Origin of the sequence: Myxococcus sp. MISCRS1 (assembly GCF_026626605.1) — a bacterium.
Classification (GTDB): Bacteria; Myxococcota; Myxococcia; order Myxococcales; family Myxococcaceae; genus Myxococcus; species Myxococcus fulvus.
Genome location: NZ_JAPNKB010000001.1, coordinates 4,452,147 through 4,473,464, shown reverse-complemented (window position 1 = coordinate 4,473,464; position 21,318 = coordinate 4,452,147). Strand labels below are relative to the sequence as shown.

At 71.0% G+C, this 21,318-nt stretch carries 17 protein-coding genes; 9 read left to right on the top strand and 8 right to left on the bottom strand.

What is annotated here, in order from left to right; all coding sequences use genetic code 11:
* Window positions 1-217 precede the first annotated feature (217 nt).
* Both OWM54_RS17375 and OWM54_RS17370 read left to right on the top strand, forming a co-directional pair.
* The gene (locus OWM54_RS17375; RefSeq protein ID WP_267698229.1) at window positions 218-2,989 is read left to right on the top strand and encodes a c-type cytochrome; all 2,772 of its coding nucleotides are present in this window, start codon (window positions 218-220) and stop codon (window positions 2,987-2,989) included.
* Between the two features lie 41 nt (window positions 2,990-3,030).
* Window positions 3,031-4,800: a DUF4397 domain-containing protein gene (locus OWM54_RS17370; protein WP_267698228.1), complete on the top strand. Its 1,770-nt coding sequence runs from the start codon at window positions 3,031-3,033 to the stop codon at window positions 4,798-4,800.
* Between the two features lie 84 nt (window positions 4,801-4,884).
* Here OWM54_RS17370 and OWM54_RS17365 read toward each other — a convergent pair whose 3' ends face one another.
* The 3 genes from OWM54_RS17365 to OWM54_RS17355 form a co-directional block, all read right to left on the bottom strand.
* Entirely contained in the window at window positions 4,885-5,088 is a 204-nt protein-coding gene (locus tag OWM54_RS17365) for a hypothetical protein (protein WP_141331950.1), read from the bottom strand.
* A 222-nt stretch (window positions 5,089-5,310) separates the two neighbouring features.
* Window positions 5,311-6,072, bottom strand: a complete 762-nt coding sequence (locus OWM54_RS17360; protein ID WP_267701138.1) for a double-CXXCG motif protein — start codon at window positions 6,070-6,072, stop codon at window positions 5,311-5,313.
* Window positions 6,072-6,779, bottom strand: a complete 708-nt coding sequence (locus OWM54_RS17355) for a TIGR02269 family lipoprotein (RefSeq protein ID WP_223749230.1) — start codon at window positions 6,777-6,779, stop codon at window positions 6,072-6,074. The genes OWM54_RS17360 and OWM54_RS17355 overlap by 1 nt, the downstream gene beginning before the upstream one ends.
* Before the next feature lie 381 nt (window positions 6,780-7,160).
* Here OWM54_RS17355 and OWM54_RS17350 point away from each other — a divergent pair, with 381 nt between their 5' ends.
* Window positions 7,161-7,541 carry a DUSAM domain-containing protein gene (locus tag OWM54_RS17350; RefSeq protein ID WP_223782384.1) on the top strand — a complete coding sequence of 127 codons (381 nt, stop codon included), beginning with the start codon at window positions 7,161-7,163 and terminating at the stop codon, window positions 7,539-7,541.
* A 106-nt stretch (window positions 7,542-7,647) separates the two neighbouring features.
* A complete protein-coding gene (bla, locus tag OWM54_RS17345; RefSeq protein WP_420715335.1) occupies window positions 7,648-8,541 on the top strand; it encodes a subclass B3 metallo-beta-lactamase in 894 nt (297 codons plus the stop codon).
* Window positions 8,542-8,598: 57 nt separating this feature from the next.
* Here bla and OWM54_RS17340 read toward each other — a convergent pair whose 3' ends face one another.
* From OWM54_RS17340 to OWM54_RS17330, 3 genes are all read right to left on the bottom strand, one after another.
* Window positions 8,599-8,814 carry a hypothetical protein gene (locus tag OWM54_RS17340; RefSeq protein WP_267698226.1) on the bottom strand — a complete coding sequence of 72 codons (216 nt, stop codon included), beginning with the start codon at window positions 8,812-8,814 and terminating at the stop codon, window positions 8,599-8,601.
* A gap of 299 nt (window positions 8,815-9,113) precedes the next feature.
* Complete coding sequence (locus OWM54_RS17335; RefSeq protein WP_223749234.1) at window positions 9,114-9,623, bottom strand: hypothetical protein; 510 nt, start codon at window positions 9,621-9,623, stop codon at window positions 9,114-9,116.
* 86 nt (window positions 9,624-9,709) lie between these two features.
* The gene (locus tag OWM54_RS17330) at window positions 9,710-11,053 is read right to left on the bottom strand and encodes a short-chain fatty acid transporter (RefSeq protein WP_267698225.1); all 1,344 of its coding nucleotides are present in this window, start codon (window positions 11,051-11,053) and stop codon (window positions 9,710-9,712) included.
* 118 nt (window positions 11,054-11,171) lie between these two features.
* Between OWM54_RS17330 and OWM54_RS17325 the strand changes: the two genes are divergently transcribed.
* The 3 genes from OWM54_RS17325 to OWM54_RS17315 all read left to right on the top strand — a co-directional run bounded on the left by OWM54_RS17325 (window position 11,172) and on the right by OWM54_RS17315 (window position 13,872).
* Window positions 11,172-12,647 carry an ATPase domain-containing protein gene (locus tag OWM54_RS17325; protein WP_223749236.1) on the top strand — a complete coding sequence of 492 codons (1,476 nt, stop codon included), beginning with the start codon at window positions 11,172-11,174 and terminating at the stop codon, window positions 12,645-12,647.
* A 105-nt stretch (window positions 12,648-12,752) separates the two neighbouring features.
* Window positions 12,753-13,040 (top strand): response regulator, encoded by a 288-nt coding sequence (locus OWM54_RS17320; protein WP_267698224.1) that lies wholly within the window; start codon window positions 12,753-12,755, stop codon window positions 13,038-13,040.
* 10 nt (window positions 13,041-13,050) lie between these two features.
* Entirely contained in the window at window positions 13,051-13,872 is an 822-nt protein-coding gene (locus tag OWM54_RS17315) for a hypothetical protein (protein WP_223749237.1), read from the top strand.
* A 6-nt stretch (window positions 13,873-13,878) separates the two neighbouring features.
* On the opposite strand, the gene OWM54_RS17310 is transcribed toward OWM54_RS17315, so the two are convergent.
* On the bottom strand, window positions 13,879-15,237 hold the full coding sequence (locus tag OWM54_RS17310; RefSeq protein WP_267698223.1) for a sigma 54-interacting transcriptional regulator: 1,359 nt from the start codon (window positions 15,235-15,237) through the stop codon (window positions 13,879-13,881).
* A 181-nt stretch (window positions 15,238-15,418) separates the two neighbouring features.
* Between OWM54_RS17310 and OWM54_RS17305 the strand changes: the two genes are divergently transcribed.
* Window positions 15,419-16,546 (top strand): ADYC domain-containing protein, encoded by a 1,128-nt coding sequence (locus tag OWM54_RS17305; protein WP_267698222.1) that lies wholly within the window; start codon window positions 15,419-15,421, stop codon window positions 16,544-16,546.
* Between the two features lie 182 nt (window positions 16,547-16,728).
* Here the strand turns inward: OWM54_RS17305 and OWM54_RS17300 are convergent, their stop codons facing one another.
* Complete coding sequence (locus tag OWM54_RS17300) at window positions 16,729-20,190, bottom strand: serine/threonine-protein kinase (RefSeq protein ID WP_267698221.1); 3,462 nt, start codon at window positions 20,188-20,190, stop codon at window positions 16,729-16,731.
* Window positions 20,191-20,394: 204 nt separating this feature from the next.
* Between OWM54_RS17300 and OWM54_RS17295 the strand changes: the two genes are divergently transcribed.
* Complete coding sequence (locus tag OWM54_RS17295) at window positions 20,395-21,198, top strand: hypothetical protein (protein ID WP_267698220.1); 804 nt, start codon at window positions 20,395-20,397, stop codon at window positions 21,196-21,198.
* Window positions 21,199-21,318: the final 120 nt, after the last annotated feature.

Genomic DNA, 21,318 nt, shown 5'->3' with positions numbered 1-21,318 from the left:
TGACGTGTTCGTGAGACGTCGAAAGGCAGACGTCTTGTGTCATGGCTGGGTGCGGGCGGGGGCGTGTCTGGTTTTGTTGCAAGGACTTGGCATTGACTGCCGGTGCGCGCGGCTAGGGTGCGCCCCATCCTGGCAGGTCTCCTTCATCCAGCTGGACCCGGTGGGGGAGGCCTGGGGTGGTCACGGTGCATCCGGAGGATGCGGGAGGGACATCATCATGGGGATGACACGGATTGGGCCGGGCCCAGGCCGCGCGCTGCTGTTGTGTCTGACGTTCGTTCCGGTCGTGCTGGCCTGCTCGTCCGAGCCGGAGCCCGTGAAGGAGGTGCCGGTGGAGGTGCCCGCCTACGAGCGGGCCTGTCTCCCCGCGCGCACGGCGGAGCGGATTCCGCTGCGCCAGGCGGGCACCCGTCCCACGATGACGGAGACCTTCGACCACCTGAAGACGCGGGTGGATGCGCAATGCGCCTCCTGCCACGTGGCGCCCAACATCCAGGGTGGCTTCCAGTACACCTCCGATGTGGAGGGGTTGAAGCGGGACGGCGCGCGCATGGCCTTGAAGGCGGCCCAGGGCGAGATGCCGCCGCGCGCGACGCCCTCGCAGCTCAAGGAGGCGGTGGAGGTGTCCTGCGCGCTCCAGTCGTGGCTGGCGCAGGGCGCTCCGGCGGGGGCGTTCCCCGTCCGATGTGAGGCGTCGTCCGAGGGCGGTGTCGCGGTGGCGCGCGAGGTGGGCGACGCGATGACGGACCTGGGCAACTGCGTGCCCTACGTCTCCCCGGAGTATCCGCTGGGCAGCGATGCTCCGAAGGACACCTTCTTCGCGGGGCTCACGAAGCTGCCGCGCCTGCTGTCGGAGACGGACACCGACATCATGACGTTCGACATGGCGAAGCTGGTGGAGCACGGCACGGTGGCCTTCGCGCCCACGTACCCGCTCTTCTCCGACAACGCCAAGAAGCTGCGGCTGGTTCATGTCCCCGCGGGACAGTCCATCCGGTACGACGCGGAGACGAAGCGGTTCCACGTCCCGCCGAACACGCGCTTCTACAAGACGTTCTTCAAGGCGGTGTCGGACGGCAACGGGCACCGGCGCTATCGCAGAATCGAGACGCGGCTCATCGTGGTGCGCGAGCCGTGGAATCAGTCGCTCTTCGGCACCTACCTCTGGAACGAGGACGAGACGGTGGCGGAGCTGCATGACCTGCGCTACCGGGACAACGAGCCGTTCTCGGACCGGGTCCTCGTCTACAAGGCGTTCGAGATTGGCGGAGCCACGCGCAACTACGCCGTCCCCGGAGCCCACCGCTGCGTCCAGTGTCACACGGGCGCGGAGGCCCGGAACTTCGTCCTCGGCTTCACGCCGCTCCAGCTCAACCGCCGCGCCTCGGGCGAGGCGGGCGTGGACGCGAAGACGCGGGTGGAGGAGGACGAGCTGAACCAGATGGACCGGCTGGTGCGCTATGGCGTCGTCACTGGCGTGCCCGTCTTCCGGGAGCTGGCGGCGCTGGAGGAGCACCTGCCCCGGCTGGAGCGCTTCGCCGAGGCCCGCGCGTTGCCCGGGTCGGAGGAGGCCCGGAAGGCGGCGCTGGAGCTGCAGGGGTACTTCGTCGGCAACTGCGGCCAGTGCCACAGCCCCAACGGGTTCGCGGTGCGGAGCAACCCGGCGATTGCCTCGCTGGACTTCACGGCGGAGGGCATCCTGTTCGGCTGGAACCCGTGTGGCGTGAAGGAGAGCAACGGGCAGCGCGTGTACGCGGACTGCGAGGTGCCCAGCTTCCAGCAGGACCTGGTCCTCCGCACGCCGTCCAGCACGCTGTACCAGCGCGTGGCGCGGGACACGGACGCGCGCGTCATCCACATGCCCACCAACGTGCCGGGCAAGGACTGCCGCGCGTCGCTCCTGGTGGCGCGCTACCTGGCGACGCTCGAGTGGCCCGCGGAGAAGTCGTTGAGCCCGGAGGCGAAGCTGGAGGCGGTGCGGACTCGGCTGCGGCAGGCGGACACCGCGGTGGCGGGCTCGTGTTCGGACCCGGCGGACGTCACCTGGATTGCCGAGGACTTCACCGACAAGGTGCCGTACGAGCCGCGCGGACACGACTGGCGTCAGGCCATCGGCCACGGGCCGTTCGAGTTCCTCACGCGGTACGCGATTACCGAGCGCCACGAGCAGCTGGCGAAGAAGCGCTTCCCCACCAACTGGTGGCAGCCCAAGCGCGTCTGCTCGTTCCCCACGCGGAGCAGTCCTCCCGACGGGCATGACCCGTGGAACGACTCGCGAGACAAGTGGATGGTGAACGCGCTGGGCAACCCTCGCGCGCCCTGGGGCGAGCTGTACTACTCCACGCCGGGGGCCACGGCGTACCAGGGCATCTGCGCCAACTGTCACGGACGCGCGGGGGATGGACAGACGGGCGCGGCCAAGGTGCTGGTGGCGCTCAATGGCGGCCGCGTGGCCAACCTGGTCAGCGGCATGTTCGGCGCGACGGATGGCGTGTCGAACCTGGGGTTGTTCGACAGCCTGAACCCCCATGGGGCGGCTCGCTACCTGGCGTACATGGCGTCGGGTGGGACGACGGTGCAGTTCACGCCGGAGTTCATGAGCGCGTGGATCAAATACGGCGAGGTGGACATCGACTTCTCGCCGCGCGCCTCGGACTGGAGCAAGTGGGGCGCGAACATGCTGGGTGCGGGGCGCGGGGCGTGTGACCTCATCCGCACGGGGAACTTCGGCACCGCGTCGGCGGAGCCTCCGAGTGGCAATCGCAACGCGGTGGGCGGCGTGCGCATGTGGGAGGAGGTCTGCACGCTCGACAATGTGCTGACGGACGCGGTGCGCGGCGGACAGGAGCCCGCGCTCACCGAGTGGCTGCAGCGCGCGCAGTTCAACGTGGGGGTGATGGCCTACTTCTACCTGCGTGACGAGCTGTCGCGTGGCGCGAGCGCCATCCATCCCCTGCGGACCGAGTGTGAGCGTGGAGTGACGCCGTGAGCGGCCCTGGCCGTGTGAGTCCTTTCTTCCGGAGTGACAACGTGACCCAGAGCAGACTCCTGCGTGTGTGGTTGTTGATGCTGGCGGGCCTGTTGTCGGTGGGGCCCATCGGGTGTGGAGATGATTCCGAGGACCCGAGGCCCGACTCGGGCGTGCCGGACTCGGGCGTGCCGGACGCGGGACGGGACTCCGGCCCCGGACCTGTCGACAGTGGGCCGGATGGGGGCCCTGTCGTCCCGGATGCGGGGGCTCCGGATGCGGGCCCTGTCGTGCCGGACGCGGGGACTCCGGATGCGGGGATTCCGGATGCGGGGCCGGACACGCGGCCTCGGGCGCGGGTGCGCTTCGTGAATGCCTTCCTGGGTTCGAAGGGCAATCCCACGGATGTGACGGACCAGCCCTGGGCGCCCTTCTCGGTGGACCTGCACGTGGGGGACTCGAAGCTGTTCACCTCGGTGGAGGCGGGGGGCGAGGCGGTGACCGCGTTCCAGGAGGTGATTCTCACGGGCGACACTCAGGAGGTGGTGTTCGTGGCGCGCGACACGGAAGGAGGCGAGTCGGCTCCGGTGCTCGCGCAGGTGGGCTTCACGCTGGAGGCGGGGAAGTGGGTGACGGTGGTGGGCGCGGGCTCGTTGCTCCAGGTGGGACAGGAGCGACCGGACCGTCCTCGGCTGGTGGTGTTGAGGGATGACGCGTTGGGGGTCGAGACGGAGCCGGACCTGGTGCGGGTGCGCTTCATGTCGGCGGACCGGGTCACCTCCGCGACGGCGACGCGGCGCCTGGCCGACGAGGCGGGCAATCCCTACGAGGGCAACACGGTCAATGCCTACTCGGTGGACGAGCACGAGGAGGGGGTGCTGGTTCCACGGGAGGACGTGAGGGTGAGCGTCACGGGGGCGAGCCCGGCCTTCACGCCCTCGCAGAGTGGATGGCTTTACTACAACCTGCCGCCGCGGACGCTCGAGGAGGGGCGGGCGTACTATGTCATCAACACCGGTGAGGACCGGCGCACGCTGCCGGATGATGGGGCCTCCGCGCTGCTCATCATCACCGCGAAGCAGGACCAGGTCGTGCGGCTGCGGCGCGGGCCGCTGGTCTACTTCTTCAACGGGCTGCTCCCCGCCACACCCGGGGGCACGGCGTCCTCGCTCCAGGTCGTCTACCAGTCGCTCAACATCGCCACGGGCATCACCTACGGCACGTCGCCGAAGGTGGCGGACCTGCCCGTGTCGGAGACGGGCGTTCCCGTGCGCGTCACCGTCAATGGTCAGCCCGGGCAGGCGGTGCTCGAGTCCGCGAACAGCGGGCCGCTGGAGGCCGGTGGCCGCTACCTGGGCGTGCTGTGTGGACGACAGGGTGCCTCGCCGACGCTCACCGTGGTGAGGGAGCGGTTCGCGGCGGAGGTGCCTCCGTCGGCGTTCCTGCGCTTCATCCACTGTTCGGCCAGCGCGCCGACGCCGCTCGACTTCGGGGCCTATTCGATGCTGGAGGATGGCTTCAGTCGGGGGGACTTCTCACCGCTCCTCACGGAGGCGTCGTTCCTGACGGCCACCGAGCCCGCGGCGGGTGTGGTCTTCTCTCCGCCCGTGTCCAACACGTCCCCGGCGTACACGTGGCTGGGCGTGCGCACGACGGGTGGGTCCTCACAGGAGCGCTTCATCCGGGGCAGGGTGCTCGCCACGCCATCCTTCCTCATCCTCATCGGTGAGTGGGAGGGCTCCCTCACGTACCGGACGCTCAACGTCCGGCAGAACAACTGGGGCGCCTCGGGCCCCAACGACGCCAGCTTCAGTCCGCTGCCGGCGCCGTGAGTCGGGCCTGACGGTTCCGACGCCCACCCGGGCCCTTGCAACAGGGGCTCGAGGTGGGCGCGGTGTTTTCAGCGACCCGGGGTGTCAGACGTCGATGTAGCAGAGGCACATCCCATTGATGCAGGCGCCATTCGCACCCGACAGGCTGCACTGGTATTGGCACTGGGACCTGCTGCAGATGGGCGGGATGGAGGGGCCCGCGGCCTCCGCCGCCAGCGGGAAGGCCCCCAGGGTGAAGCCTCCGCCCAGTCCCACCATCAACGCCGTGCTCATCATGATTCGATACATGTGTCCTCCCATGCGCGGAGGATTCCGCGCGGGAGGACTACCCGGGCGACGCCGTGCTCATTTCCAGCCGGAGACCGTCGACCTGGAGTTGTTGCTTTTTCAGCCTCATTCCCTGGGCTCGGGAATGGTTGTCGTGAGATGGAAATATCGGCTCAGGCCTGGTGTCGCGCCACCGCACGGAAGAACTGGGTGAGTGAGGAGTCCAGCAGGGACTGCACCGACTCACACGAGCACGGGTTCCGGCGGCGCTCCCTTGCGCGGCAGCTTCTTCTCGGGAGGCGGGCCCATCACATCCTCGACGGCGACACCGCTCTCGTCGAGACGTGCGGCGAACTCCGCGAAGCGCTCGCTCACGAGGATGTACACCGGCATCGCAGCGAACCGGACCACGTCGAGCGTCGGCACGCTCCCCGCGTCGAGCCACCACGTGTCGGACGTGGCGTACTTGGACTGACCACACGTGACACACGGCTCGCCGTAGTGCACGCGCTGGCACCCGGCGCCCAGCGCGCCTTGTCGGGTGAGGGCCAGTTCGTAGAGCGGCCCCCGCTTGTTCCCCGTGATGCGGCTCTCCACGGGCGCGATGCCCGTCAGGCCCGCCGCCGTCATCTGCTCGAGCACGTCGCCGTGGACCAACATCGTCCATGGGTCTTGCAGGACGAAGGGCGGGAGACTGCCGCTGGCCTTCCCAACGAGAGGGCCCAGGCCCACGCCTGGCTGAACGACGGCTCCCTCCGGCAGGTAAGGCATCACTCCATCACGGAGCCGCACGTACTCATCCCAGGGCACCTGCCGTGCCTTGCGGAACTCCTTCTCTCCGGGGTGGTTCGAAAGGTTCACGGGGGGGAGTTCCAACCCGAGGTCCGAGTACTCGGTATCGCATGTCGGGCAGACCGAGTCGGGCAGGCGCCATTGCCGTTTCGCGATGTAGCTGCCTCGGTGCTTCGAGCCCGTTGCGGACGTCTTCAGCCGAAAATAGCGCATCACCCACCTCCCTCTTCCGCGAGACTCCAGTCACCGAGCTTCTGCCAGTACGACATGGGCATGCCCACCAGACCGTACTTTTGAATCATGTAGCCCGCCTGCTCCATCAACTCCCACCTCTCCGCGCGCTTCCCGTCCTTCTCCACCCGCTGGATGAACTCTCGCCAATCGCTGTTCCACGGTCCACCGTACCCGTCCCGATGGATTCGCTTGTGCTGGGCCACGTCGATGGCGAGGGCGAACTCGTGGATGTTGATGCCACGCCTGGTGAAGTACTCCTCCAGCGCCCTGGGGAAGATGTGGTGCTTCTCCTTGGGCCTGGACGCCCATTCGGCATGAGCCTTGCGCACGCGGGCCTGACTGGGCAGTTCCTCGTCTCGGTGGAACTTGAAGACCATGACCGGCTCGCGGCCCGGCATGGGCATGGAGGGGAGCCAGTTACGCTGTGGGGCTCGCGCGGCCCTCGTGGGCGCACTCCCACGCAGCGCCAGCGGAGGTGTGGCCACGTCCTCGCACCGGTAGAGGCCACACGTCTCGCCCTCACACGCGACGACCGTGCACCCGGCATCTTCTGACTCCGCGGCGCACTCCGAGGCCGACTGTCCAGCCCCGTCGCCGAGTCGTGCCCTATCGCCAGCGTCTGTCGTAGCGCAGCCGATGAGCAACCATGCGGCCGTCACCCACAACCACTTCCAGATGGTGTTCATGCATCCCCGCTTTTGCAGGCGAGAGTAATCACAACCCAAGCCAGGGTTCGCGAACCTCCCTCACCTGTCCGGCCCCATCACCCCCGAAGTGCCTCCTCCAGCAGCATCTCCAACTTCATCCGAATGGCTCCCAGGAACAGCGTGCGCACCGGCACGTGGGAATACCGGCCAGGAGCGGACCGTCACCTGGAAGCACGCCACGCCCCACCTTCTCCTGGGCGTCCACCCCAATCTTCCAACGCCCCAGGCCTACGCATGCACATCGACGCCTCCGTGGATTGCCCTTGAAGGGACTTTCAGGACATGCCTCGACCCCTCGAGAGGTGGTAGGGCCCGCAGGAATGGCCAGGCGACAAGTGCTATCCGAAGACGAGGTCGTGCGTGTCCGATGAACTGGACTGGGACCCCATCCGCACCCTTGCCCGTCGTGTGTTGCAGGGCGGTGAAGGCCTCGTGCTCACCGATGACATCCGCACCCTGCTCGAGCGCACGGCCCGTGAGGTTGGTATCGGTATCTCCGAAGCCACCGATTTGCTGGCAACGGACGCTGGCGCCCGGACGCTCTTGGAAGAGTGCGCGCGGCGCATTCGCGAGGGCTCCAGCCGCATGGTGTCTTCACTGAACCAGAGGTGCCGTCACAAGCGAGCCGGCGACTTCGATGCTGCTCGCCAGGTGATGCGGGACGTGCTCGCCGTCGAGCGGGTGCCGCACTATCGCGAAGTGGCCCAAGGACAGCTCGACGAGATGTCCGACGACCCATGACGTGAGTCGTGGCTCGGAGACACCACGTCTTGCGGTCCCGTATCCGCGAAGCCCCCGCGTGGTGCCGTGCTAGCGTCCCCGCACCTTCCTGCCCTCTTCACCCACCATGCGCTTCCGGATATTCACCTGGGTTCTCTCCTCCTGCCTGCTGGGCGCCGCGACCGCTGTCGCCACACCGCCGGCTCAGCCGAAACTCCCGCCGCTTCCACAGTTACAGGCCTACACCGTGGATGCGCCCTGGTTGCAGCCCATCCTGCCGCTGCGCATCGCCGACCACACCTGGCAGATTGGCACCGAGGAGCTGACCGCCCTGCTGGTGGAGACCCAGGACGGTGTCGTGCTGCTCGACGGCGGCATGCCCCAGATGGCCGACCATCTGCTGGAGAACCTGCGGCGTCGTGGCTTCAAGCCCCAGGACCTGCGCCTGCTGCTGAGCAGCCACGCCCATGCCGACCATGCCGGTCCCTTCGCCGCGTTGAAGCGCCGCACCGGCGCGCGGGTCGTCGCCAGCGCCGAATCCGCGGTCCTGCTGGCTCGCGGGGGCGTCGATGATCTGCACTTCGGTGATGACTTCGTCTTCGCCCCCGTCGTGGTGGACCGCGTGGTGATGGACGGCGAGGTCGTCAAGCAGGGCGGCGTCGAGTTCACCGCGCACTTCATGCCAGGGCACACCCCTGGCAGCACCGCCTGGACGTGGACGGATACACGAGACGGCAAGCCCGTGCGCATCGCCTACGTCGACAGTCTCAGCACCCCCGGGTATCAGTTGCTGGGCAACCCGCGCTACCCCCGACTCGTCGACGACTATCGACGCAGCCTCGCCACCGTGCGCGCGCTGCCTTGTGATGTCTTGCTGTCACCTCATCCGAGCTTCAGCGGCTGGGAATACTCCGCCGGAGACAAGGCCGGCGCCAAGGCGCTGACCTGCAAGGCCTACGCGGACGCCGCCGAGCACGACTTCAACGCCAGGCTGAGCGAGCAGCGTCGCAAGCCTCGTTGAACCACGCGTGCCCACCCGAGCCCTCGAAACAGGGGCTCGTGGCGGGCCGTGCCTTCTTCACTCCGCGCTGAGCCGGGCCTCCGGCCACCGCTGGCCCGAGCTGTAGTTGAGGGGCACCCACCGGTAGCTCCGCCCCTCCGCGCTCAGTCGGCCCAGTCCAGGAAACGGCATGTGCGAGAGCCCAATCAGGTCTCCGCGCGCCGCGGCGTCGGCGAACACACGCGCCCGCTGCGCGGCGGCGGACCGGTCATCCACGTCGTAGGCCACCGTCACCGACCTGAAGGATCCCCGCCTTCAGCGTGGAGAAAAGCTCTCGGCTACCGCGCTGTCCCAGCAATTGCCCTTGCGCGACATGCTGCACTCGATGCCGTGCTCCTCGAGCAGCCGGGGTCAGGTCCCGAATCGGGTGTAGTGGTTCCGGAGGGGTTCGGGGGAGGAAAGCTCCTTGGCAGCTTCAAGACGAAGGAGTCGCCTGCCATGTCTTTCGCGGCCCTACTCAACACCAAGACGCCCACCCAAGGCCGCAAGGGGCCTCGTGGTGGGCGTCCGGTGCTTCAAGCGCGGTGCGTGACTCAGTTCACCTTGACCTGCAGCTCCTTGAGGACCTGGTCACCGCGCATCACGGAGACCGTCCAGTTGCCCGGCTTGTTGAGCCGCACGCCCGTCCACTGCCGCGCGCGCCAGCCGTCGCCCTTGAGCTTCACGTCCTTGGTCTCGCGCACCACGTTGCCCTGCTTGGTCTGCACCATGACGTCCTCGACCGAGTCGCCCTGGGGCACCAGGTAGGCCTGCCACAGCATCACGGTGGTGTTCGCCTTGATGCCCTCGGCGGCGACCTCGGCGATGCACTCGTACTTGTTGGGGCCGTCCTTGGCCACCTCCGTACAGAGCTTGGCCTCCACCAGCACGGGTCCCTGGCCCTTGCCGTTGTAGAAGAAGTTCCAGGTGTCACGGACCGCGTCCGCGCTCGGAACCTTCGCGGGCTCCTTGGCCGGAGCCTCCGCCGTCGCGTCCTGCGCCAACGCCAGCGACGACATCCCCAACACCGCACACACCATGGTCCGCGTCATCAGCTTCTTCATGCTCGGGGTCCCCTCGTTGGATGAGTTGGGACCCGCCTTCCCCGGCGGGTCCTGCCCGGAGGTCTAGCACGGAACCCCGTCGCGTCTCATCCGAGCCACCAGAACGCCAGCGTCACCAGCGGCAGGTACACCAGGAACGCCACCAGCAAGAACCCCAGGATGTCCTTGAACTCCAAGCGGGCCACGGCCAGGAGCGGCAGCGCCCAGAAGGGCTGGATGAGGTCGGTGGCCATGTCACCCCAGGCGTACGCGAGCACCACCTTCTCCGGCGCCACCCCCAGCCGACTGGCCGCGTCGAGCAGGTAGGGCGCCTCGATGGCCCACTTGGAACCCCCCGACGGGACGAAGTAGTTCACCACGCCGCTGTAGAGATAGACGATGGCCGGGAAGGTCTGCGGCGTGGACAGCGACACGAAGAGCTGGCCGATGCGGTCCGTCAGCCCCGTGGCCTTGAAGATGCCGTAGATGCCCGCGTACAGGGGGAACTGCAGGACGATGCCGTGCAGCACCGTGCCGGCCTCCTCCGCCGCCTTGATGAGCCGCGCGGGCGTGCCGTGCAGCAGCACCGCGAGCACCAGGAAGGTGAAGTTCACCACATTGAGGTTGAGCGCCCGCCAGCCGCCGTTGAGCCACAGGTACTGGCCCAGCCACAGCAACCCCAGCACCCCGAAGAGGACGTTGAGCAGCCGCGCGTGGTCCAGCCAGACGGCCAGGCTCTGGTCGGCGGGGCGCTCGGGCGGAACGAAGTCCCCCAGCTTCTCCAGCACCGCCGGGTCCACCCGCACCACGTGCTCGGGCCTGGGATGCAGCGCCCACGCCAGCAGCGTGAGGCCGGCGACGACGCCCACGGTGAGCGAGACGTTGAAGGGCGAGAAGAGCGTCCGGTCGATGGGGATGAGGCCCATGCTCTTCTCGAGGAAGTGGCCCGGCGTGGCGACCAGCAGCGGCGCGGAGGCGGACAGGCCCGCGTGCCACGTCGCGCCCAGGCCGAAGTACGCGCACGCGACGAGCAGCCGGTAGTCCACGTCCGGCCGGCGCCGCGCGACGAAGCGCACCAGCATGGCGCTGGCCACCAGGGACAGGCCCCAGTTGACGTACGCCAGCGCCATGGACACGAAGGCCATCAGCGCCACCGCGCCGCGCGGCGTGCGCGCCAGGCCGGACGCCTTCTCCAGGAGCGCTCGGACAGGCGTGGTGAGCGCGAGCAGGTAGCCAGTGAACATCACCAGTGCCATCTGCATGGAGAACGTGAGCAGCTCCCAGAAGCCGCCGCCCCACGCGTCGAGCACCTTGGGGGGACTTGCGCCCACCCAGCCCATGGCGAGGCCCATGGTCAACAGGCTCAGGAGTACGGCGATGGAGAACGCGCTGGGCACGAAGCGCGCGGAGAAACGGCCAAGGGCTTCGGCGATGCGGACGAGGGTGTCCACGCGGGGCAGGGGCTCCTGGAGGGTTCCAGGTCCGTTCTACGGCATTCCGAGGGCTTGTCGTGCTCCCTGTAAGCAATCCAGGCGCGCGGGACGTACGTTTTGCGGTATGAGCGCTCCCATGTCTCCTTCCGAGCAAGCGCCGCGGCAGGACGCGCGTGTGTCCACCGGCGTGCCCGGCCTGGACGCCGTGCTGGGCGGTGGCCTCATCACCTCGGGTGTCTACATCGTCGTGGGCGAGCCCGGGGCGGGCAAGACACTCTTCGCCAACCAGCTCTGCTACCACCAGGGCCGAGCCGGGGTGCGCTGCCTCTACGTGACGCTCCTGGCCGAGTCGCACGCGCGCATGCTCGCCAACATGCGGGACATGGCCTTCTTCGACCCCGCGCTGCTGCCCGATGGCGTGTACTACGTCAGCGGCTTCCGCACGCTGGAGGAGCAGGGGCTGCCGGGGCTGTTGGAGCTGTTGCGCCGCGAGGTGCGCAACCACAACGCCAACATCCTGGTGCTGGACGGCCTGGTGCAGGCCCAGGAGGCGGCGGGCAGCAGCCGCGACTTCAAGAAGTTCATCCACGAGCTGCAGGTGTCCGCGGGCCTGTCCCGCTTCACCGCGCTGATGCTCACCAGCTCCAACGGCCCCACCGTCCACCCCGAGTACACCATGGTGGATGGCATCCTGGAGCTGCGCGAGCGGACCCTGGGCGTGCGCTCCTGGCGCGAGCTGCAGGTCCGCAAGTTCCGCGGCGGCGCGACGATGGGGGGGGTGCACACCTTCCGCATCTCCAACGCGGGGCTGGAGGTCTTCCCCCGGCTGGAGGCCCGGATGCGGCGCGGCCCGCCGCCCGAGCCGCGCGAGAAGCGGGTCCACTTCGGCATCCCGTCCATGGACGCCCTCTTCCCCGGCGGGCTGGCGGCGGGCTCCACGTCGCTCTTGCTGGGGCCGCCGGGCAGCGGCAAGACGCTGATGGGCAGCAGCCTGCTCGTCGAGGGACTGAGGCAGGGCGAGAGCTGCCTGTACATGGGCTTCTACGAGTCGCCCGAGCGGCTGCTGCACAAGGTGGCGGCCGCCGGCATGGACATGTCCGGCGCGGTGAAGGAGGGCCGGATGCACCTGCTCTGGCAGCCCCCCGCCGAGTGCATCCTGGACGTGCTCGCGGACCAGCTGTTGAGCGCGGTGCGCAAGCACGACGTGTCGCGGGTGTTCGTGGACGGGCTGCCCGCCATGAGCCAGGCGGCGCCGGACCCCGCGCGCATGCCGTCGTTCTTCGCGGCGCTCACGCAGGAGCTGCGCTCCTCTTGCGCCACCACCATCTTCAGTCTGGAGACGCCGCGCCTGTTCGGGCCGGTGCTCGACGTCCCCCTGGAGCCGGGGCCCTCCGCCGTGGCGGAGAACCTCTTCTTCCTGCGTCACGTGGAGCTGGAGGGGCGTCTGCGCCGGCTGTTGACCCTCTTCAAGCTGCGGGACACCGACTACGACCCCTCCATCCGGGAGTTCGTCATCTCCCGCCAAGGAATCGAGGTTCAGCCTCCCTTCGACGTCGCCCTGGACACCCTGTTGACGGGGCTTGCCCGCCACCGGAGCGGTGGCCATCCCTGATTCGCGAGGAGCGCAGCCCGCCCGTATGGAGACGGTCCTGGTGGTGGATGACGAGCAGGGCATCCTGGAGGCCCTCGCGACCTTTTGCGCGAGGAGGGCTACCGGGTGCTGACGGCCTCGCATGGTCGCGAGGCGCTGGCGCGCATGAGCGAGCTGCGCCCGGACCTGGTCCTCACCGACTGGATGATGCCGGTGATGGACGGCCCCGCGCTCATCAAGCACATCCGCACGGAGCCGGAGTGGAAGGGCGTGTCGCTCTTGGGCATGAGCGCGGTGGACGTGGCCGCGCTGCGCGCGGAGTACCCGGGCATCCCCTTCCTCCAGAAGCCCTTCGACATCCCCGCGCTGATGAAGCAGGTCCGCAAGGCCCTGGACGGCAAGCGCGCGCTCTAGAAGGGCCCCCATGTTCTACCTGCTGAAGCTCGGCCCGGTGCCGCTCTCCCAGGGCACGACGGACGTGTACCTGCGCATCACCGACGCGGGCGAGCCGTCCGCGCCCGTGTTCGAGCGCGACGACGTGGCGGGGCTGACGGTGCTCCTGGAGGGGCTGGAAGCGCGCGAGTCGGTGCGGTGCGAGCCGGCGTTGGCCCAGGCTGGCGCCGCGCTGGGCGTGCGGGCGGAGGAGCCGACGGAGGCGGCGTTGTCGTCGCGGGCGGCCATCGCCACGTTCCTGGCCTGGGGACAGCGGGGGTTGTCCGGGCTGGGCTCGGACAAGGCGCTGTTGTTCGTGCAGGCGGCCACCGAGTACTGGGAGGCGCGGCCGTGGACGCATTGGGATGACAGCCAGCCCTTCGAGGTGGCGGTGTCCGGTCCGCTGACGCACACCTTCGAGGGCTGCGTGTTCCACACCGGCGATGGCCGGGCGGGGCTGGCGCTGTACTTCCAGCCGGGCGCGCTCCAACAGCTGATGCACATGCAGGCGCAGGGACAGGCGGAGGCGGCGCAGGGGCTGCCGGCCATCGCGGTGACGCTGGACACGACGCCGGCGTACGCGGTGGAGGCGCTGTCCTCGGCGGGGCGGGTGCCCCGGCTGCCCATGCCGCTGAAGACGGGCGCGGGCGGCGTGGGCGTGCCGTCGACGGTGGAGGCGCTGTTGCTGGTGGCCACGCTGCGCGCGGTGGCGCGGCTGGGGCCCGAGCAGCAGGAGGTGCTCAGCAGCGTGGTGGCGGGGGACGCGCGCATGGAGGTCCACGTGCGCGCCCCGAAGCCGCGCGTGCGGCACTGAGGCGGCCTACTCGCGCGAGGTCGCCCCCAGGCCGTGGCGCTGCAGCAGGCGGCGCAGGTGCGTGCGGTGCATCCCCAGCGCGCGGGCCGCGGCGGCCACGTTGCCTCCGTGGGCGCGCAGGGCCTCCTCCACGCGCGCGCGCTCCGAGTCCTCCAGGGGCGGGCGGGGGCGGGGCGGCCTGGGCGCTGGCGCCTCTTCTGGAGTCCGCTCCCGTGGGTCGGTGTTGAACGCGTGGCCCGCGCCCGGTGCCAGGTGCCCCGCCTCGATGCGTCGGGCGCCGCGCAGGAGGGCCTCCTGGCTGGCGCCGCGCACCTCCACGCGCAGCTCGCGCACGTTGCCCGGCCAGGCGCGCAGCAGGCAGGCCTCGAACAGCGAGACGTGCGCGCCGAGGCCCTCGGGGCCCTCCTGGAGGAAGCGCGCCACCAGGAGCGTGAGCTCCTCCGGGCGTTGTCGCAGGGCGGGCAGGCGGACCTCCGGGCGACCGAGCCGGAAGTACAGGTCCTCGCGCAGCCGTCCGGTGGCCACCTGCGCTCGCAGGTCCCGGTTGCTGGCCGAGCACACCCGCACGTCCACCTTGCGGGCGCGCGCGCTGCCCAGGGGGAGGACCTCGTGGGTCTCCAGCGTCCGCAGCAGCTTGGCCTGCACCTGGAGGTCCAGCTCCGTCACCTCGTCGAGGAACAGCGTCCCGCCGTCCGCGGCCTGGAGGTAGCCCTCCGCGTCGTCGGCGCCGGAGTAGGCGCCCCGCTTCGCGCCGAACAGCAGGCGCTCGGCGAGCCCCAGGGGGATGGCCGCGCAGTTGACGGCCACGAAGGGCCCCGCGCGCCTGGGGCCCAACTCATGGAACGCCCGCGCCACGCCCTCCTTGCCCGCGCCGCTCTCGCCGTGGATGTGCAGCGTCAGGCCATGCTGGGCCGAGCGTGACACCTGCTCCAGCAGCCGCCGCATCGCGGGCCCGCGCACGAAGCCCCCGTCGTCGATGACGCCCTGGCGCGCGAGCGGGCCCACATCCGCGCTGGGGATGAACAGGGAGTCACCCAGGCGCAGGACGCGGTGCACCTGGCGCCGCTCGCCGGAGGGGAGCGGCTCTCCGTCCACGAAGGTGCCGTTCTGGCTGCCCAGGTCGGTGACCCAGCAGCGCTGGCCGTCGTGGCTCACCCGCGCGTGGTGGCGTGACATCCTGGGGTCGGCCGGCTCGCTCAGGCCGGGCGTGCCCCGCCCCAGCGCCTGCTCGCCGTGGAGCGGCACGGCCACGGCCACCGGAGCGCCCGCGCCGAGGACCTGCACCAGCCCGGGCCGGGGTGGCTCGTCCGAGTCCCGCCGCGCGGCGGCGTCGCTCTGCCCCAGGGTCGACCCCTCGTGTTCCATGGGGCCCATCTTACGTAAACCGGCGGTATCACCAGGCACTGTGCCACCTGGGTGTGCCACGTGCGCCGCTGGCGGGGGGGCGCCGCTCGGGCGTGGGCGCGGGAGGGGGTTGGCACGGGGCTGGCTAACGTGGCCACCGCGAACGACCCGCGCCCTTGGCGCGGCTTTTGAGGAGACATCTTTGGCGAGGATTCAGCAGGCGTGGCTCGTGGGCACTCTGGCGTTGTTGGCGGTGGGTGGAGGGTGCCGGCTGACGGCGCCCCCGGGGCCGCTCCAGGCGGGGCGGTCCGACGGTCCGACGGGGGGCGGGGGCTGTCCCACGGGGCAGTGCGACCCGGACCCCAACGGCCTGGGCATCTACATCGCGGAGGGCGACGACTACTGCTTCCAGCACGAGGGGCGGCCCGTGTGGTGTCCGGAGGGCTTCCTGAACACCGCGGAGGGCGTGCTGATGCGGGTGCGCTCCACGGCCGAGCGGCGTACGGTGCTCGACGTGCCGGTCCGGCTCACCCGTCCGTCGGAGCCGGAGCCGGAGGCCATCGGGGTGCTCACGGGCCTGCACGCCAGCCCCGCGGACTTCTTCGTGACGCTCACGCAAGGGGGCGAGTCGCGCAAGGTGCGCGGGGCCTCGCTGGCGAAGCTGTCGTTCTACTTCCACCTGCCGGTGGACGTGGGGGGCGGAGACCGCCTCCAGGTGCTCCACGAGCTGTCGCTGGGCGCGCCGGAGGCGGGCCGCTTCCAGGTGCGCTACCGGGTGGTGGGGACCGGGGACTGGCAGCCCCAGTGCCGGGCGACGGGGGGGAAGGGCGACGCGCGGTCCGTCTTGCTGCCGGGGCGCCAGGTGGATGGCCTGAGCGCCGCGGTGCGCGAGCGCGCCAGCGCGGTGACGCTGGCTTGCGAGACGGGCGCCATCGCGGCGTGCCTGAGGTGGGGGTATCAGCCGTGGGACCCGGAGACGCACCAGGACGACGCGGAGCGGGAGCTCGTCTATCGGTCCTGTCTGCAGGCCAAGCGCGCCGCGTACTTCGTGGGACAGGGGGACCTGCGCGCGTTCACGGTGAGCGGCACGCCGTTCCTGCGGCGTGACGCGCACGGGTTCGACCCGCGCTCGGGAGCGCGGCTGGAGGACCTGGAGGCGCTGGAGGCGCTCTGGGGGCCTCGGGGGGCGGTGTGCCTCAACCCGGAGAACCGTCGCCAGTCGACGCCGCCGCTGCCGAAGGGGCTGACGCTGCCCAGGTGCGGCCCTGCGCCTCAGTGGCGCACGGACGCGCCGCTGGCGACCGGCGTGCCCAGGGCGGCGGAGCGCTGAGGCGCGCAGCGGGGGAGGTGGCGGAGCGCTGGGGCGGGGCGCGGGTGGCCAGCGTGTGCGAGGTGGCGGAGCATGGAGGCGCGCCGAGGGGGAGCCAGCGTGCGCAGGCCGGCGGAGTGCTGAGACACTTCGCAGGTGCTCCCGCCACCCTGTTGCGTCGGACTCGCGCGGGGAGGGGCGGTTCAGGGGGCCGCGGGCCGGGCTCGGAGCGCGGCCCCGGTGTGAGCGGGCTCGGCGAGGTCCTGGACCAGCCGGGGGTACGCGCGGCTCAGTCGTGGTGCGCGCTCGAGGGCCTGGTCGAGCACGGTGCGAGCCTCGCCCAGGGTGGCCTCGCGCGAGGCCGTGTCCGACAGGCCCCGGGCCCGCGCCCACAGCAGTCCGGCCCGGAGGGCTTCGGCCTCCGCCAGTCCTGGCGACAGCCGTAGCGCCTTCTCCACGTGGGACAATCCCTCCTCCTCCACCTCGTGCGAGACGGAAGGGGACGCGGCGCGGGCCCATCGCCAGCAAGCGCGCGCCATCATCAGGTGGCTCTCGTCATAGGCGTACAGCGCCACCGCGCGCCGCGCCTCGTCGAGCGCGCGGCGCAGGCGGGGCAAGCCCGAGCCGCCTCGAAGTTGTTCCAGGTCCGCCGCCGTCAGCTCCAGCCAGGCCCCCATCACCCGGCAGTCCGCGCAGGAGGGACTCAGCCGATAGGCTTCCTCCAGAGCGCGTCGCCCTGCCTCCAGCGCGGCAGTCGCTTCGCCCTCGCGCAGCGTCCACCGTGCGTGCTCCTCTTGGACAGTGCGCGGGAGGGTGAAGGCGCTTTCCGAGCGCGTGTCGAGCCGCTGCGTCTCCAATGCAGCCGTCGTGTCACCGGCCTCGCGCCGCGTCTTCTGTGTGCGCGGGGCGTGCTCCGAGCGCGTGTCGCGTAGCGCGGCCGTCGCATCACTGCCCTCGCGCAGCATCCACCGCGCGCGCTCCACGTGGACCGTGGCCTGGTGGAGGAGGGCGCGCTCCGAGCGCGCGTTGAGCCGCTGGGCCTCGAGCGCCGCGCTCAGCGCCCGCTCCAGGGCCGGACCCGGGTCCTGCTCCGTCTGCTCCAGGTGGCGCGCCCGCGTCAGCTCCGCCGCCGCGGTGTGCTCGAGCGCGGAGTGGAACCGGGCGTCGATGGCGCGCGCCCGCCCGCTCGCCTCCAGCGCCCGCCGGACGTCGTCCTCCGGGTCCTGGCCGAGCCCCAGCCGGTGGCCCGCCATCGCCACGTACAGCTCCGCCAGGTTCGAGTGGGCGAACAGGTACTGCGGGTCCACGCGCGTGGCGTCGAGGAAGGCGCGCGCGGCCTGTTCGTAGGCGGGCAGCGGGTCCCCACCGTGCTCCCGCAGGTGGTTGCCCCGCCACCGGTGCACGAGCCCCAAGTCGTTGAGCGCCCAGGGATACAGCGGCTGCAGCTCGAGCGCGCGCGACAGCCAGCGCAAGGCCTCGCTCCAGGAGGCCTCCGGTGTCTCGCCCGCGCGCGCCTGACGCAAGCCCCGCATGAAGTGGCTGTAGCCCAGCGAGTCGAGCGCGAGCACGTCGCGCGGGTCCAGCTCCACGGCCCGCGCCGCCGCGCGCGTCCACTCCTCGAGGAGGGCCGCAGCGCCGCGCGAGTCCGGCTCCCCCTGGAAGTTCACCGCGCGATACTGATTCATCAGCACCTGGGCCCGCTGGGTGTGGCCCGCCGCGCGCTCCGGGTCGGCGGTGAGCGAGCGCTCCACGGCCCGCTCCGCCTCGTCGAGCGCGGCCTTGCGAGAGCGCCCCTCGCGCTTGTCCAGCTCGGAGCGCTGCAGCCACACCTCGGCGAGCGCCGCATGACCCCACGCGTCGCTGCGGCCCAGCTCCAGCGTCTTCTCGTAGCGCTGGCCGGCCTCCTCCAGCCATCGTCGTGCCTGGACGTAATCCCCTTGCTCCAGCAACATCATGGCGCGAGCACGGGCCACGTCCCCCGCGAGCGCGCGGGCCTCGGGCATCCAGGAGGCCTGGGCCATGGCCTCTTGGGCGGCGTGCTCGGCGGCCTCGTGCTCGCCGCGGTACAGGGCGATGAGCCCCTCCAGGTAGCGCGGCGACTCCAGCTCCAGGCTCCGGCTCCGCTCCAGCGAGGCGAGGGCGGGGGTGAGGAAGCGCGCCTCGAGCTGCCGTCGCTGCTCGGCCACCCACCGCGCCCCGCCCTCGCGCCGGGCGTCCTCCAGGCCCTGGCGATAGCGCTCGCCGAGCGCCCGGCCCAGCGCGTAGTGCAGCCCCGGCGTGTCCACGCCCAGGGCGTGCGCGCGCTCCAAGGCCTCGTGGGCCTGCTCGAACTCGCGCAGCGCCAGGTGCCCCCGACCGAGCGCCTGACGCACGAGCCCCTCCTCCTGGGGGCCGAGCCCGGGCTCCATGGCCGACAGCTTCGCCAGCCGCTCGCGGGCCAGTCGCAGCTCGGGGCGGGTGTCGTGCAGGGGAAGGGCCTGGAAGGCGCGCACGAACGACTCCAGCTCCCGCACCTGCTGGCCCAGCTGCTCCGCCAGGAGCACCCGCGAGGCGGTGCGCGCCTCCATCTCCCTCCGGGACAACCACGCCTGTCCTCCCACGGCGCCGAGCAGCAGCATGCCGGACAGCGAGCCGGCCGAGAGCCAGAAGGCGACGCGGTGCGCTCGCGCCAGGCGCCGCACGCGGTCCACCAGGCCGGGCCCGCGGCCGAGGATGGGCTGCCCGTCGAGGATGCGCCCCAGGTCCTCCGCGAGCGCGAGGCTCGAGCCGTAGCGCTGGTCCGGCTCCCGGGCGAGGCACTTGAGGCACACCGTGTCCAGGGCGGCGTCCAGCGTGGGCACGCGCGCGCGCGGCGGCGCGAGCTCCCCATCCAGCACCTTCGCGAGCGTCTCCAGGGGCGTGGCGCCCTGGAAGGGCGGGGCCCCCGTGAGCAGCTCGTACAGCGTGGCGCCCAGGGCGTAGATGTCGGCGCGGTGGTCGACGGCGCGCACCTCGCCGCGGGCCTGCTCCGGCGCCATGTACGCGGGCGTCCCGAGCACGGCGCCCGTGGTGGTGAGGCCGTGTCCCAGCGCCAGCTCGTAGGCGAGGCCGAAGTCCAGGATGACGGGCGTGGGGCGGTCCGAGTCCGCGCCGCGCACCATGATGTTGGAGGGCTTGAGGTCGCGGTGGATGACGCCCAGCGCGTGGGCGGCGTGGACGGCCTCGGCCACGTGCTTCATCAGGCGCAGCTTGCGCGTCAGCGTCATGCGCGCCGCGGCGTGCTCCAGCAGCTCCCCCTCCACGAGCTGCATGGCGATGAACGTCCGGCCCTCGACCTCGCCGACCTCGAAGACCTTGCAGACATGCGGGTGGTCGATGCGCGCCTGGGCGCGGGCCTCCTGCACCAGTCGCATGGCCCGCTCGGGGGCCGCGCCCCGGATGAACTTGAGCGCCACCTGTCGCCCCAGCCGCGTGTCGCGCGCGCGGTGGACCTCACCCATCCCGCCCCGGCCCAGGAGGCCGAGCAGCTCGTAGTGTCCCCAGGACGTGGCCTCGGATGCGCGCGGGGCTTCGTCGCGCGAGGCGCCGGAGACCGAGCCCTCCGCCGTGGCGGCGGTCGCCGGTGAGTGCTCCAGCGCGGGCGGGGTGGGCGTCAGGGGCGGTCCATCTGCGCCGTGCGGCGGCATGGCCCGACGCTACCACACGCGCTCGTGCACCCAGGTGGCACACCCGGAGGCATGTGCCATCCGAGTGCCATTCGTGGTGCCACGTGAGGGGCGAGGACGGTCGCCCGCTCGGGGCGCGCGACGACACGCGGGCGGCATGTGCCTTGCTCAAGCAGGCCGCGGCGCGAACGCGCGCTCCAACCCATCACCGAGAAAGACACCCTCATGTCGAAGCTGCGTCATACCCTGGTCATGCTCACGATTCCCGCCGTGCTGTGGGGCTGCGGCCCCGAGGACCTGACCGAGGCGCCTGGGCAGAACGGCGCGTCCTCGCCCGGCGCCGAGTCGCTGGCCAGCACGTCCGCCGCGCTGGTGGCGAGCAACGAGTTCACCTGGTCCCAGGGCAACCTCGCCAAGCCGATGGGCGGCACGGACGGGCGCTCGTGCTTCCTCACGCGCGTGGGCGGCGACCTCCAGGGAGGTGGCGAGCGCGTGGACATCTTCCAGTCGGGCGGCTCCTGGTACCTGGGCGGCGCCTCGCAGCAGACGGGCATCCACGGCGCGGCCCGGTGCGTGGAGGCGGAGGGTGACACCACCGAGTACCAGTGGACGCAGTCGATGGCGTACCCCGTCTACATGGGCACCGCGACCAACCGCGTCTGCTACCTGGTGGGCATCGCCGGCAAGTTCAACGGCACCGGAGAGTGGGTGCACGCCTACGTCAGCGGCGGGAGCTGGTACCTGAACGGCAACTCCAGCCAGAGCAGCGTGCGCGCCCGCGCGCGGTGCATCGACGTCTCGCCGTCCGGCACCGACCCCGCGTATACGAATGAAGTCGCCTGGTACCAGGGCTCGCCCGCGTCCTACCTCATGGCGACGCCCTCGACGCGCGCTTGCGGCCTCACGTTCGTGCGCGGCAAGTTCGAGGGGAGCGGTGAGTACGTGCGCATCTACAACGACTCCGGTTATTGGTACCTGAGCGGCTCCTCGAACCAGACCGGTGTCGCCGCTCGCGCGCGCTGCTTCTGACGCGGGGCTCGCACGCCGGCGCTTCGGGCGGCCTCGGGCGACAGGGCCCGAGGCCGTGCCGGCGTGAGTCCAGGCGCTCCGGGAAGGGCGCGGGGCGCGTCCGGGAACCGCCGGGCGCGC